The sequence below is a fragment of the Thalassospira sp. MCCC 1A01428 genome, from assembly GCF_002115825.1.
In the GTDB taxonomy this organism is placed as follows: domain Bacteria; phylum Pseudomonadota; class Alphaproteobacteria; order Rhodospirillales; family Thalassospiraceae; genus Thalassospira.
Window position 1 is genome coordinate 55,904 of sequence record NZ_JFJZ01000021.1, and the last position, 13,071, is coordinate 68,974.

At 53.8% G+C, this 13,071-nt stretch carries 13 protein-coding genes; 7 read left to right on the forward strand and 6 right to left on the reverse strand.

Translation table 11 applies throughout. From position 1 onward, the window contains the following. Positions 1–42: 42 nt before the first annotated feature. Complete coding sequence (locus THS27_RS15805) at positions 43–867, forward strand: hypothetical protein (RefSeq protein WP_139835606.1); 825 nt, start codon at positions 43–45, stop codon at positions 865–867. A 10-nt stretch (positions 868–877) separates the two neighbouring features. On the opposite strand, the gene THS27_RS15810 is transcribed toward THS27_RS15805, so the two are convergent. Together THS27_RS15810 and THS27_RS15815 are read right to left on the reverse strand one after the other, a co-directional pair. Next, positions 878–2,401 carry a UbiD family decarboxylase gene (locus THS27_RS15810; RefSeq protein WP_085592545.1) on the reverse strand — a complete coding sequence of 508 codons (1,524 nt, stop codon included), beginning with the start codon at positions 2,399–2,401 and terminating at the stop codon, positions 878–880. 238 nt (positions 2,402–2,639) lie between these two features. Then, complete coding sequence (locus THS27_RS15815; protein ID WP_085592547.1) at positions 2,640–3,110, reverse strand: hypothetical protein; 471 nt, start codon at positions 3,108–3,110, stop codon at positions 2,640–2,642. 244 nt (positions 3,111–3,354) lie between these two features. On the opposite strand from THS27_RS15815, the gene THS27_RS15825 reads away from it, so the two are divergent. Together THS27_RS15825 and THS27_RS15830 are read left to right on the forward strand one after the other, a co-directional pair. Continuing rightward, on the forward strand, positions 3,355–3,711 hold the full coding sequence (locus THS27_RS15825; RefSeq protein ID WP_085592551.1) for a hypothetical protein: 357 nt from the start codon (positions 3,355–3,357) through the stop codon (positions 3,709–3,711). A gap of 12 nt (positions 3,712–3,723) precedes the next feature. Further along, on the forward strand, positions 3,724–4,521 hold the full coding sequence (locus THS27_RS15830; protein WP_085592553.1) for a hypothetical protein: 798 nt from the start codon (positions 3,724–3,726) through the stop codon (positions 4,519–4,521). 13 nt (positions 4,522–4,534) lie between these two features. On the opposite strand, the gene THS27_RS15835 is transcribed toward THS27_RS15830, so the two are convergent. Beyond that, a complete protein-coding gene (locus tag THS27_RS15835) occupies positions 4,535–5,515 on the reverse strand; it encodes a LysR substrate-binding domain-containing protein (protein ID WP_168184916.1) in 981 nt (326 codons plus the stop codon). A 172-nt stretch (positions 5,516–5,687) separates the two neighbouring features. Here THS27_RS15835 and THS27_RS15840 point away from each other — a divergent pair, with 172 nt between their 5' ends. Beyond that, positions 5,688–7,031, forward strand: coding sequence for an MFS transporter (locus THS27_RS15840; protein ID WP_246832981.1), 1,344 nt, complete (start codon positions 5,688–5,690; stop codon positions 7,029–7,031). Between the two features lie 68 nt (positions 7,032–7,099). On the opposite strand, the gene THS27_RS15845 is transcribed toward THS27_RS15840, so the two are convergent. Further along, the gene (locus THS27_RS15845; protein WP_085592559.1) at positions 7,100–7,807 is read right to left on the reverse strand and encodes a methyltransferase; all 708 of its coding nucleotides are present in this window, start codon (positions 7,805–7,807) and stop codon (positions 7,100–7,102) included. Between the two features lie 101 nt (positions 7,808–7,908). Next, a complete protein-coding gene (gene ubiA / locus THS27_RS15850; protein ID WP_085592561.1) occupies positions 7,909–8,853 on the reverse strand; it encodes a 4-hydroxybenzoate octaprenyltransferase in 945 nt (314 codons plus the stop codon). A 62-nt stretch (positions 8,854–8,915) separates the two neighbouring features. On the opposite strand from ubiA, the gene THS27_RS15855 reads away from it, so the two are divergent. From THS27_RS15855 to THS27_RS15865, 3 genes are all read left to right on the forward strand, one after another. Further along, positions 8,916–9,716: a 16S rRNA (uracil(1498)-N(3))-methyltransferase gene (locus THS27_RS15855; protein ID WP_085592563.1), complete on the forward strand. Its 801-nt coding sequence runs from the start codon at positions 8,916–8,918 to the stop codon at positions 9,714–9,716. An 11-nt stretch (positions 9,717–9,727) separates the two neighbouring features. Next, on the forward strand, positions 9,728–11,098 hold the full coding sequence (locus THS27_RS15860; protein WP_085592565.1) for a glutamate--cysteine ligase: 1,371 nt from the start codon (positions 9,728–9,730) through the stop codon (positions 11,096–11,098). A 105-nt stretch (positions 11,099–11,203) separates the two neighbouring features. Then, positions 11,204–11,500 carry a chorismate mutase gene (locus THS27_RS15865; protein WP_085592567.1) on the forward strand — a complete coding sequence of 99 codons (297 nt, stop codon included), beginning with the start codon at positions 11,204–11,206 and terminating at the stop codon, positions 11,498–11,500. Between the two features lie 31 nt (positions 11,501–11,531). Here the strand turns inward: THS27_RS15865 and glpD are convergent, their stop codons facing one another. After that, positions 11,532–13,070: a glycerol-3-phosphate dehydrogenase gene (gene glpD / locus THS27_RS15870; RefSeq protein ID WP_085592569.1), complete on the reverse strand. Its 1,539-nt coding sequence runs from the start codon at positions 13,068–13,070 to the stop codon at positions 11,532–11,534. Position 13,071 lies beyond the last annotated feature (1 nt).

Below are 13,071 nucleotides of genomic sequence, written 5' to 3' on the forward strand. Positions count from 1 at the left end.
TCTGACCGAATTTCTACTTTTGAGTGAAGCGTGGGGTGCAGGATGTTGCGGGTTGCCACTATTTCCATGAAGCGGTGTAACGGTATAAATCAGGCGGAGCATAATGCACGAAAAGAATTTCTTTGCCTTATTGTTGAGTCGCCAGACGCACCAGATCTGATCGTTTGTGCAAGTGATTATTTTTCTACAGAGGCAAAATTAATCGAATTTTGTGAACGTAGAAAAGAACTCGATAATCGATCAACGTATATTGTCACGACGGTCGGTAATTCTAAAAAAGGCAAGAAAGACAAAAAAGGAGAATCTGAGAAGTATCCAGGTTTAGATTACATATATGTTATCTTCCCTGATGGTTCTTTTGAGAAATTGGCACAACAATTTATCTCAACAAGGGATAATTATAAGTTTGGTGAGGAGGATTTTATAAAAAATTTGGAAAATCGCCGTTTTGAGCTGCCTAATGGTGATCGGAAATTCTCTTGTTCAGTTTTGTCATGTGGTGAAATTAATGCTTTCCATGGACGAGAGAATGTTGTGGCATTGCATTCGGCCACGGGAAATCTTTTTGATGATGTTGATATTATTCTTAATCCAACGCACGACCGCATGAGCAATGACGGGGCGGTTGACGCGAAGAGGCGACATCTTTCCCAAGTCATAGATGGTCGTCACCGATGCTATATCAGTGTGTCGAACTGGGAAGTTTGTAGCAAGTCACAGAAAAAAGACGCTAGCACTTTGCATACTATTTATTCGTCTAATTTTGACGAGGCATATGGGTATCGCAATGAGACAGTCGAACGGCAATTCATCGATGGTTTTGAAGACCTATTTGAATATCGCCGCTCTACTGTTTCTTTTGAGTGATTCTGTGATCTTACTTCCAGATTTTGCTGCCGCTGCCGGGTAATCCATAGCGTTCCCATTTTTCATCAACGCGGTCGATGATGTCATCGGGCATATATAGTTTTTCGCCCCATTCGCGGTGGGTTTCCGGGGACATTTTGTTGGTGGCATCCATGCCCAGTTTGCCGCCCAGCCCGCTTTCGGGTGATGCGAAATCCAGATAATCAATCGGGGTGTCGGTGATGGTGGTGATATCGCGCACCGGGTCCATGCGGGTGGAAATGGCCCACATCACATCTTTCCAGTCGCGGACATTAATGTCGTCATCCACCACAATCACGAATTTGGTGTACATAAATTGCCGCAGGAACGACCACACCCCCATCATTACGCGCTTGGCATGGCCGGGATAGGCCTTTTTCATTGAAACAACGGCAATGCGATAGCTGCACCCTTCGGGTGGCAGCCAGAAATCGACGATTTCGGTGAACTGCTGTTGTAACAACGGCACAAAAACGTCGTTTAATGCTTCGCCCAGCACCGATGGTTCATCTGGCGGGCGGCCGGTGAAGGTTGAAAGATAGATCGGCTTTTTGCGCATGGTGATGGCGGTAATGGTGAAAACCGGGAAGTTTTCGACCGAATTATAATAACCGGTATGGTCGCCATAGGGGCCTTCGGGCGCATATTCATCAAGGGATACATGGCCTTCCAGCACAATCTCGGCGGTGGCGGGCACCTTAAGCGGGATGGTTTTGCAATCAACCAGTTCTACCTTTTCCCCGCGCAAAAGCCCGGCAAACTGATATTCCGATAAGGTATCGGGCACGGGGGTAACTGCGGCCAGAATGGTGCCAGGGTCAGCGCCCAGCACAACAGCGCATGGCAGTGGATCGCGTTTGGTGTTTTTCCAGCGGGCATGGTGCTGTGCCCCGCCACGATGCTTGAGCCAGCGCATAATCGCCTTGTCCTTGCCCAGCACCTGCATGCGATAAATGCCCAGATTGAACACATCGCGTTTGTCGCCACCTTTTTCGCCCACAGACGGGCCTTGGGTCACCACCAGCGGCCACGTGATCAGCGGGGCAGGTTCGCCGGGCCAGCAGCCCTGAATGGGCAGTTTGCCAAGGTCGATGTCATCGCCGGTCAGCACAATTTCCTGACAGGGGGCCTTCGATACCGTTTTGGGCTTCATCGCCATCACGGTTTTGGCCAGCGGCAACATTGAAAAGGCTTCGCGCAAACTTCCCGGGGGTTCGGGCTGTTTTAAAAAGGCCAGTGTTTCGCCCACTTCGCGCAGTTCTTCGGGCTTGCGGTTCATTCCGGCGGCAACACGTTCAACGGTGCCAAACAGGTTTACCAGAACCGGCATGTCATATTTATGGCCATCTTCGCCGACGACATTTTCAAATATCACCGCCGGGCCGCCTTCGGCCAGCAAACGGGTTTGAATTTCGGTCATCTCCAGATGGGGTGAAACCGGCTCGCTAACACGTATCAGCTGGCCTTTTTTTTCCAGGTCGTCAATGAAGTCGCGCAAAGACTGATAGGGCATGGCACCGCAATCTTGTGGGGCGGGCAGATGTGGCTGACCGCATTTAAAACATGGTCACAGGTGGTAATACGCCATGGGGGACTTGTCCAGTATGTGGCGCGCCGAGGGCGACACCCGGTGACGGCAAATACCGCTAAGATCGGGCCGGGATTAGAAAATTAAAGACAAAAACCCGTGCAAACACAAGGTTTGCACGGGACGCATCATGTTGAAATGGCCGTGGAACGGCCCAACGCTGTTATGATTGTGTCATATAGTGAATTTCACCATCATTATCGATTGTGGCGATCTGGCCTGCTTTGGTGAATATCGTGGCGCACTCGTCTTCCTCGCTGCTATCCCACAGGCACAGATATTTGCTTTGTTCGACCGTCCACAGGCGTTTTTTCATCCCGCGGTCGCCGTCATCGTCAGACCAGGTCATGGAGGCGACACCATTTTCAAAATAGGTCACATTGACATTGGCGTCCTTGTCGCCATCGCGGTACGAAAATGTATGATTGGTAATCGCAGAAACCAGCGACGTTCCGGTTAAGGGCTGATAACCCTGATTAACCAATACGGTACCCGCTTCGGTCATGTCGTTGCTATCAACATCGATATCGGTGCTGTTAACGGTGGTGGTGGATCCACAGGCAGACAGGGCCAAAGCCGCGCCCAGTGAAATCATGCCGGCCATACTGATGTTTTTAATCTTGCTTGCTCGCATTGTTGTTCTCCTTGTTCTGTTTTGAAACAAGTTTGGGCGCGGGCGGTTGCCCAAATGCGCCGTGAAAAGCAGGTTTGCCGCCAAAACTGGCAATTAAACGACGGTCATGCGTCCGTTGCATGGCAATATTATTGAAATTGTCGGTTTTGGTTCTTATGTCGATTGGATATACAGTGGGCAGAATCGGTCGCATTGCCCACAGATGCGGCATTTCCACTTCACCAAGAAAACGAGGGACGCACAGATGGCCAATTACTGGGTTATCGGGGGCACCTATCAGGATACCGGTTTTGAAGCGCCCGTTGGCGAAGAAACCAAAGTAGGCCCGTTCGGCACCTTTGAAGACGCCGAAAAAGAATGGTCAAAACTGGCCTGGCAGTCGGTCGACGATGCCAATTCACGTTACCGCATTGAACGCCTGGACGAATACTGGGTTGTTGGCGGCGAATATGAAGACACCGAATTTGAAAAGCCGGTTGGAGGTTCGGAAGAACGCCATGGCCCCTTCGCCAGCTTCGAGCAGGCCGAAAAGGAATGGTCAAAGCTGGCATGGCAGAATGTTGATAACTGCAATTGCCGTTACCGGGTCGTCGAAAACTGATTGATCCCGTCGATGTTTTCCCGTTCTGACATCGGCCTGATTGCGGACGCCGATTTGCGTTTGCAGGTCGAACAGCATCCGCGCGCGCAGGACCTCCTGCGCGCGCTTTTATATCCTTATGCTGCCCCGGATTATGATTTTATCTTGCGCGCTGGCACCGTAACCCGGTTTGCCGCCGATGCCGATGCCGATGCCGATGCCGATGCCGATGCCGATGCCGATGCAGGCGCTGACATTGAAAAACTGTTATATGGCCGGGTGCCGGTTTTGGCCGCCGGATCCAACCGGTCGCCGCTGCAATTGGCGCGCAAATATGCCAAACCCTTTGACGGGGGCGATATACCGGTAACGCAGGGCTGGATGCACGACCACGACATTGTGTATTGCGCCCATTTAACCGGCTATGGCGCGGTGCCTGCCACCATAACGCCGTGCGCGGGGGCAACAGTCCGTGTGGCAATTAACTGGCTGAACCCGGACCAGCTTTCGCATATGCACGCCACTGAATCGCTGGGAAAACATTACGACTATGTGCAAATCCCGGCGGCGGGCCTTACCCTTGATTGCGGGCAGGCTGTTTCACGCGTTGGTGCCTATGTGGCGCGGTACGGGTGGGAATTTTCACCGGGCGATGTGTTTGCCATTGCCGACATTGCAGCACAAAACCGGCGTTTCCCGGCGCGCAACCAGTGGCAAATGTTGCAATATGTTGCCAGGCGCGCCGGGCATGTGCCGCATCCCGATTTTATCATCCGCCTGATCGAAGACCCGGAATTTCGCTTTGCCCAAAATGGTTTGCGCACGCCCTGACCTGTTCGGTGTTTCAACGTAACCCATCGTCAGAGGTATCGGAGCTGACCGGGGTGGCGGAGCTGTTGAAATAAGGGTCTTCGCTGGCAAAAGTTCCCATAAACCAGTCGCGAAACAGGCGTACCGGCTCGTTGGCGCGGCTGCCATAGGGGGCGGTTAGAAAATACCCCGATGCAGATAGCAAACTTTGTGAAAACGGCGCGATCAGGCGACCAGCGGCGATGTCTGCGTCGATCAATGGGGTGCGGCCCATCACCATGCCAACGCCGTGAATGGCAAGCTCAAAGCAGGAATACAATAAATCGCAGGTAATTTCGTTGTCAAAGCCAAGGCCGGGCACACCTGCTGTTTCCAGCCACAAGGGCCAGTCATCGCGCAGTAATAACGGGGTTGTGGTGCGAATGACCCGATGGCGTGAAAGTTCAGCCGGGTCAAGCGGTGGCTGCCTGTTGCCAATCAGGGCCGGGCTGCAAACCGGAAAAATCCGTTCAGTACTGATTTTATAGGCGTCATGGCCGGGAAATGTTCCCAGCCCATAGCGGACAATCAGGCTTAGATCCTTGAAATCCCCGGTGCCATCGCGGTCGCTAACCCGGTAGGGGTCAAGGGTGAGCATCCGAACATCAATATCGGGATGCAGGGCAATAAATTCGCCAATGCGCGGGGCCAGGCATTTAAGCAAAAAGGTGCCAGGCGCCCCGATCCGAAGAACATTGTCGCGCTTGCCGCTGGCAAGGCGGTCGGTGGCATGGGAAATGCCCACCACCAACGGGCGAATATCGGCCAGATAATCCTCGCCCTGTGGCGTGAGGCTAATGATGCGGCCGGTCCTTAAAAAAAGCCCGGTGCCCAGCAGTTCTTCAAGTTTGCGGATCTGGTGGCTGATTGCCGTCTGTGTAAGGTTCAGCTCAATCGCGGCCCGGCTGAAGCTGCGATGTCGGGCAACGGCTTCGGCGGCACGCAGGCAGGCAATTGATGGCAAGCGGCTAACCATGCGCAACCTCGCTGTAGTGACAGGCATAAGTATGAAAATTTGTCATATTTAGCGTTACGAAATTTCATTTGTACAGCCCGAAATATAACCTATCAAGGTCAGTAATATTAAGAGAAATAGTGCATGCAAGGCGCAAATTTACAAAATCGCAAATGCGAGAATGAAAGGGAGGATGATGAATTTTCAGGAAAGAGAGGGTCAAACGCCGGATGCTTCAGGGGTAAATTCGCCCTGGTATCGCGGCCTGACCAAACAGCACTGGCGGACCCTGTGGGGCAGTTATCTTGGCTGGATTTTTGATGGTTTCGAGGCCTTTGCCCTTGTGCTGTCATTGCCGTTTGCCATGAAAAGCCTGCTGACCCCGGAACAGGCCCAAACACCATCTTTTTATGCCGGTCTGGCGATTGGCATTACCCTGTTGGGCTGGGGCATTGGCGGCCTGATTGGCGGTGTGTTAAGCGATTATATCGGTCGCAAGCGTATGATGATGTTTTCGATTTTCTTTTATGCGCTGTTTACCGGCCTGACGGCCTTTAGCACCAGTTTCGCCACCCTTGCATTGTTGCGGTTTGTCACCGGGCTTGCAATTGGCAGCGAATGGAGCACGGGCATTGCCCTGGTTTCGGAAACATGGCCGGATAAAGCCCGCCCGAAGGGCTGCGGGTTTTTGCAGTCAGGTTTTGGGGGCGGTGCGTTGCTTGCCGCAGTGGTCTGGTATTTTCTGTCGCATTATCAGCCGTTGGGTGCTGAAAGCTGGCGTCTGATTTTTGCCGTTGGCGCATTGCCGGCTTTTTGCGTGCTGTATTTACGTCGCGCGCTTGATGAGTCTGAAAAATGGGCCAGTGCGGTCAAGGCGCAGCGCCAGGCCGAAAAGGAAGGCAAGGGGGCACGGCCGTTTACCCTGGCCGAAATTTTCCGCAATGCCGAAAGTCGCCGCCTGGTGATTTTAACCACGATCCTGTCATTTGTAACGACAGTTGGCTGGTGGGCTGTTTCAAGCTGGATGCCGGGCTATACCGAACAACTGGCCCATTTGCACGGCGAACCGGCCGGGGTGTGGGCGCCGCGCATGTCGTTGATATACAATATTGGTGCTATTTGTGCCTATGTCGCGTCGGGTTTTGTTGCCGATGCTTTGGGGCGACGTTTGTACCTGTTTTTAACTTTTGCCGGATCGCTGGGTTTTTCCATTCTGACCTATACATGGCAGGGCGACCTTGAAACCTTTATGGTGATTGCGTTTTTCAACGGCGTTTTCACCCTTGGTTTTGCCTTTAGCTGGATGGCGATTTATCTGGTCGAACTGTTTAGCTCGGTGGTACGTGCCACGGCAGCAGGCTTTATTTTCAACGCGGCCCGGCTGGTCGCCTGGATATTCCCGATTATTGCAGGCGTGATGGTATCCACCATGGGCGGTCTTTCCCATGCGGCCTTGATCATGGGCAGTGTTTACGTCATTGGCCTGATTGTGCCGTGGTTCCTGCCTGAAACCAAAGGCAAGCCGTTACCGGAATAAATAGCGGTTGGCGCAGTATAAAAATCCCCGATTGTCCGTGTGGTGATCGGGGATTTTTTATGGGAAATCTAGCGGGTACGATCAGGTAATAATTGCCACACACGGGTGAATTTTGTGTCGGTATCCTCTACCGCGACATCAACCGGCACGTCATAGGTTTCAAGTTCGTCGATATTGCGTGTCGGGGCATAGGTGCGGCCCGGATCGGCCAGAATAACCCGGGTGCCCAAAAGGGCCTCGGCCATCAGCCATTGCAACACCGCATCGGCCATATCCTGCTGATAACAAACATCCCCGGCAAAAATCACATCCCAGCGTTTTTCAGGGCTGCTTGTGCCCACCAGATTGTCGGTCAGGGTGACAAAATCGACATTATTGCGCGCGGCATTTAACCGGGTGGCGGTAATGGCAACCGGGTCAATATCGTTGGCAACCACGTCGGCAGCGCCCATCATGACGCACGCAATGGCCTGCATGCCACCACCACAGGCAAAATCCAGCACCCGTTTGCCCCGTACCAGGTCGGGATTATCCAGTATGTATCGGGTAATCGCCTGCCCACCGGGCCAGGCAAAGGCCCAATAGGGCGGGGGAATGTCCAGCACGCCCAAAATATCCTCGGTCGCTTGCCACAGCGGGGTGATATGGGTTGCCAGGTACATTTCAATTTCGGGCGTTAACGGCACGCGGGCAGGGACGGTAAAGGTCGCAATCAGATCGGCAAATTGCGGGTCGTCAACCTGGGGGACCAGCGCATCGGCAAAGACATTTTCCATTGTGCGCGTTTTCCTGTGTTACCGCGATGAACCTGCGCCCAAGTACGTGTTTTGGGGGTGGCATGCAACAGCCGTGATGGATATGGGCCCGGTGCAGGGCGTTAAAATGCCCCGCTATGACCCACCATATTGGCAATGATAATGCTGGCTGTAACCAGCAAGGCAAAATCGCGGTTGGATTTAAACCGTTTCAGGCAATTGGCCGCATCATCAATATTAACCGTACGCACCTGCCACACCAGATGCAGGCAGGAAAGGGCCAGCAGGGGGAAATAAACCCAGTGTAGCCCGGCCAGCCCGCCTGATACTGCCAAAAGGGCGGTGGTCACACAGTAAAACCCCAAGGCCCATTGCGGCGTGGCATCGCCCAGGCGCAGTGCCAGCGATTTAACGCCGATTTTAATGTCGTCGTCTTTGTCCTGGTGGGCATAGATGGTGTCATAGCCCAGGGTCCAGAAAACACCTGCCACATACATGGCAACGGCGGCAGGGGCGATGGTGCCGGTGACAGCCGCCCAGCCGACAAACGCCCCCCAGTTAAAGGTCAGCCCCAAAAAGGCCTGCGGCCAATAGGTGATGCGTTTCATGAACGGATAGGTAAAGACCAGCGGCAGCGAACAGATACCCACAATAATGGCTTCGATGCGAAACTGCACCAGCACGGCAAGGCCGATCAGCAGTAACAGCCCCAAAAAGGCAAAGGCCTGCCATATTTTGATTTGGCCCGATGGAATGGGGCGGGTGGCGGTGCGTTCTACCTTGCCATCATAATTGCGATCGGCCAGGTCATTGACCACACAGCCCGCCCCGCGCATGACAAGGGCGCCAATGGCAAACAGCACAAACATTTTCCAGTCCGGCGCACCGTTCGATGCCATGGCGGTGGACCACCAGCAGGGCAGCAACACCAGCCATGTGCCAATGGGGCGGTCCATGCGGGCCAGCTTCAGGTAAGGGCGCACAGGGGCGGGCATGTATTTGTCAACCCAGCCATCGGCGGGCATATCGTTTTTCGTTTGATTTAACGGTTGGTTGACCTGTGCCATAATAACCCTGTTTAACGTTTGCAAAATGATCGCAAATTTTCAATTCGGTCCGGGGACCATAGATGCAGCAAGATACACCACGCGCCCGCCAAAGACTTTTCGTTGCCGATGCCATCACCGCCGGGGCGGAAATTGCACTGTCACCCGATCAGTCTCATTACCTTGAACATGTCATGCGCCTCAAGCCCGGAACGCCGGTAAAGATATTTAATGGCATGGATGGAGAATGGTTGGCGACCATTTCCGAGTTGCGCAAAAAGAAAGGCATGGTCAGCGTTGAAACCCGTTTGCGCGACCAGCAAAACAGCAACGGCCCGGCATTGGCCTTTGCGCCGATCAAAAAACAGCGGCTGGATTTTCTGATTGAAAAGTCGGTTGAACTGGGTGTTTCGCGGTTAATGCCGATCATTACCGCACACAGCATTACCGACAAGGTGCGACTGGATCGTTTGCAGGCCCAGGTGATCGAGGCTGCCGAGCAAAGCGAACGTCTGGATGTGCCAGAAATTGATCAGCCGGTAAAATTGTATGATTGGCTGGCAAACTGGCCCGAAAACAACCACTTGCTGTTTTGTGACGAGACAGGTTCGGGATCACCGATTGGTGATGTGCTGACAGAATCCTTGGCAAAAGCCGCTGGCTCGGCTATCGACAACAACAATGTTGTTAACCATACACTCGTGATTGGACCTGAAGGCGGCTTTGCGCCAGACGAAATTGACCGGATCAGAAAACAGTCCTTTGCCACGGCTGTCAGCCTTGGCCCGCGTATTTTGCGGGCTGAAACGGCGGCAATTGCGGCATTGGCGGTTTATCAGGACCGGATTGGCGACTGGTCGGCCCGCCCCGTTACGAGAGATTAAGGAAGACCCTTATGAGTGTCAGTGCCGCTACCGGGGACAGCCCGGAAATTGAAAGCCGGGCGCAGCTTGTTGAATGGTTCGAGTCCGGGTGCAAACCCAAACGCGACTGGGCCATTGGAACCGAGCACGAAAAATTCGCCTTCACCCGCGAAGATTTACGCCCCATCCCCTATGAAGGGGAACGCGGGGTCAAGGCCCTGCTTACCGCCCTTGCCGAACGGTTCGACTGGGACCCGATTTTGGAAAACGGCAATGTGATTGCCCTTTCCAAGGATAAATGTTCGGTGTCGCTGGAACCGGGCGGGCAGATCGAACTTTCCGGTGCGCCACTTAAAAACATTCACCAGACCTGTGGTGAAGTGCACCAGCATCTTCATGAAATTCGTGAAGTTTGTTCGGGGCTGGATATTGACATGCTTGGCGTTGGCCATCAGCCCAAATGGGCGCGCGATGATATCCCGTGGATGCCCAAGGGCCGATACGACATCATGCGCAATTATATGCCCAAGGTTGGGTCGCTGGGCCTGGACATGATGCTGCGGACCTCGACCATCCAGGTCAATCTGGATTTCGACTCCGAAGCTGACATGGCGCACAAATTCAGAACCTCGCTGGCCCTGCAACCCGTGGCAACGGCCCTGTTTGCCGCGTCCCCGTTTGTCGATGGCAAACCCAGCGGGTATCTTTCGGCGCGATCCCGCGTCTGGACCGATACCGACCCGGATCGTTGCGGCATGTTGCCCTTCGTGTTCGAAGACAGTTTCGGCTTTGAACGCTATACGGACTATATGCTTGATGTGCCCATGTATTTTGTCTATCGCGATGGCAAATATATTGATGCGTCGGGCAAATCCTTCCGCGATTTCATGGCAGGCAAGCTTGATGTTTTGCCCGGTGAACGCCCAACCATGAATGACTGGTCGGACCATATGACCACGGCCTTCCCCGAAGTGCGCCTGAAAAAGTTTTTGGAAATGCGCGGTGCCGATGGCGGCCCATGGCGCCGTATTTGTGCATTGCCGGCGTTTTGGGTTGGTTTGCTGTATGACAGCGCCAGCCTGGATGCCGCCTGGGACCTGGTGAAAAATCTGAGCACCGAGGAACGCGAAGCCCTGCGCAATGATGTGCCCAAACTGGGGATGCAGACGCCGTTTAAAAACGGCACCATGCAGGATCTGGCGAAGGAAGTCCTGGCGATTTCCAAACAGGGCCTTAAAAACCGCGCCAAGCTGGACAGTTATGGCGACGATGAAAGCCATTTCATCGAAAGTCTGGAAGATGTGGCGCAAAGCGGCCGCACCCTTGCCGACGAGTTTTTGGACCTTTACGAAACCCGTTGGGAAGGATCGGTTGACCCGGTGTTTCGCGAGTACGCCTACTGATTGTTAAGGTCGTAAAAACATGCAAGGGCGGTGGTAAATCCACCGCCCTTGTTGTATCAGGCAAGATATCAAACCTGATTGTCACTAAAAAAGGATGCCCAAGCGATGAAAGCTGTGCCGTGCGAAACCATGCAGGATGTTCGCGAAAATGTGGACCGTCTTGACCGGGTTTTGGTCGGATTGCTGGCCGAACGGCTGGGCTATATCGAACAGGCCGCCCGCATTAAACAATCGCGCGATGCTGTACGCGATGAAGCCCGCATCGAAGACGTGATCGCCAAGGTTAAGGCCCAGTGCAAAATCGACGGGTTAGATGAAAACATCGCCGAACGCCTGTGGCGTTTCATGATGGAAGATTATATCGCCCACGAATTTGTGAAGTGGGATGACCTGCGCAAATAGGCAGGTCTTTGCAACCTTGGCGTATTCGGTGTTACCGGGCCGCAAGCTGGTCGGTATTGCGGGCAAACCAGTTACGAACAGCCTCGATATCCTTATTTGTCATGCCAAGGCCAAGTTTGGTGCGCCGCCATAAAACATCCTCGGCGGATGTGGCCCATTCCTGATGTACCAGAAAACGAAGTTCGACCTCGTAAAGGTCGCGGGCGATTTGGGTGCCAAGGTCTTTTGGTTCTTGTGCCGTGTTGACCAGATCAAACAGGCGGGTGCCGTAACAATGCGCCCAGCGTTCGACGATTGGGCCGGGCAGCCACGGCAAACGGGTTTTTACATCGTTTAAAAAATGCTGAAAATTGCCATCCGCCATGTTGCCACCGGGCAAGGTGGCGGTTGCTGTCCAGTCGGGCCTGTTATTGCCTAAAACAGGGGCCAGTTTTTGCATGGCGTGTTCGGCCAACCGGCGATAGGTGGTGATTTTACCACCATAGATCGACAGGATTGCCGGGGCGGTATGGCCGCCGGTATCAAGGTCAAAAACATAGTCGCGCGTTACGGCGGATGCATTGCTGTTTTTGTCATCATAAAGCGGACGCACGCCCGAATAATGCCACACCACATCAGCCTGTGTTAGCGGCCTGGCAAGATAGCCGTTTACAAGATCCAGCAGATAGGCAACCTCGCGATCGCTGATGTTAACGTCGGCAGGGTCGCCATCATAGGGAATATCGGTGGTGCCGATCAGGGTGTAATCACCCTGATAGGGGATGGCAAAGGCAATGCGACCGTCGCCATTTTGAAAAATATAGCAATGATCGTGCGGGTGAATGCGAGGGACAACAATGTGGCTGCCTTTAACCAGCCGCAAGCCGGCCGCCTTGTCACCAAGGCCCGCCTGCCTAACCATATCGGTCACCCATGGCCCGGCGGCGTTGACGACGGCGCGGGCTGTAACGGTGGATTGGCGATTGTCACAATTGCCATTCTTGTCAGCGTCGCTGGTGCGAAGGGTGGCTGTCCATGTGTTGGCATCTCGCGAAAGGGCGATACAGCGTGTGCGGGTTTTAATAACGGCCCCGCGTGATTGGGCATCTAGCGCATTTAGCACCACCAGCCTTGCATCATCGACCCAGCAATCGGAATAGGAAAAACCGCTGGTGAATGCGGGCTTAAGGGCTTCGCCTTCTTTTGTGCCGCGCAATGACAGGGCGTGCGAGGCGGGCAGGCGTTTTCGTTTTGCCAGATGGTCATATAAAAACAATCCGGCACGAAGCATCCATTTGGGGCGCAGGCCCCGATGATGCGGTAAAACAAAGGTTAACGGCCAAATGATATGCGGGGCCGCGGCCAGCAGCACTTCGCGTTCCTGCAAGGCTTCGCGAACCAGTCGAAACTCGTAATGTTCAAGATAGCGCAATCCGCCGTGGATCAGTTTGGTTGAGGATGACGAGGTGGCCGATGCAAGGTCGTGCTGTTCGACCAGCAGAACAGACAGGCCGCGTCCGGCGGCATCACGGGCGATACCTGCCCCGTTAATGCCGCCGCCAACGACCAGAAGGTCGTAATGTTCAGACACG

Bases quoted from the DNA above. Each gene is read 5' to 3' on its own strand.
- THS27_RS15845 (WP_085592559.1), bottom strand. From the start codon at position 7,807: ATGGAAAATGTCTTTGCCGATGCGCTGGTCCCCCAGGTTGACGACCCG.
- ubiA (WP_085592561.1), bottom strand. From the start codon at position 8,853: ATGGCACAGGTCAACCAACCGTTAAATCAAACGAAAAACGATATGCCC.
- THS27_RS15860 (WP_085592565.1), top strand. From the start codon at position 9,728: ATGAGTGTCAGTGCCGCTACCGGGGACAGCCCGGAAATTGAAAGCCGG.
- THS27_RS15835 (WP_168184916.1), bottom strand. From the start codon at position 5,515: ATGGTTAGCCGCTTGCCATCAATTGCCTGCCTGCGTGCCGCCGAAGCC.
- THS27_RS15805 (WP_139835606.1), top strand. From the start codon at position 43: ATGTTGCGGGTTGCCACTATTTCCATGAAGCGGTGTAACGGTATAAAT.
- THS27_RS15840 (WP_246832981.1), top strand. From the start codon at position 5,688: ATGATGAATTTTCAGGAAAGAGAGGGTCAAACGCCGGATGCTTCAGGG.
- THS27_RS15830 (WP_085592553.1), top strand. From the start codon at position 3,724: ATGTTTTCCCGTTCTGACATCGGCCTGATTGCGGACGCCGATTTGCGT.
- THS27_RS15825 (WP_085592551.1), top strand. From the start codon at position 3,355: ATGGCCAATTACTGGGTTATCGGGGGCACCTATCAGGATACCGGTTTT.
- THS27_RS15865 (WP_085592567.1), top strand. From the start codon at position 11,204: ATGAAAGCTGTGCCGTGCGAAACCATGCAGGATGTTCGCGAAAATGTG.
- THS27_RS15810 (WP_085592545.1), bottom strand. From the start codon at position 2,401: ATGCCCTATCAGTCTTTGCGCGACTTCATTGACGACCTGGAAAAAAAA.
- THS27_RS15855 (WP_085592563.1), top strand. From the start codon at position 8,916: ATGCAGCAAGATACACCACGCGCCCGCCAAAGACTTTTCGTTGCCGAT.
- THS27_RS15815 (WP_085592547.1), bottom strand. From the start codon at position 3,110: ATGCGAGCAAGCAAGATTAAAAACATCAGTATGGCCGGCATGATTTCA.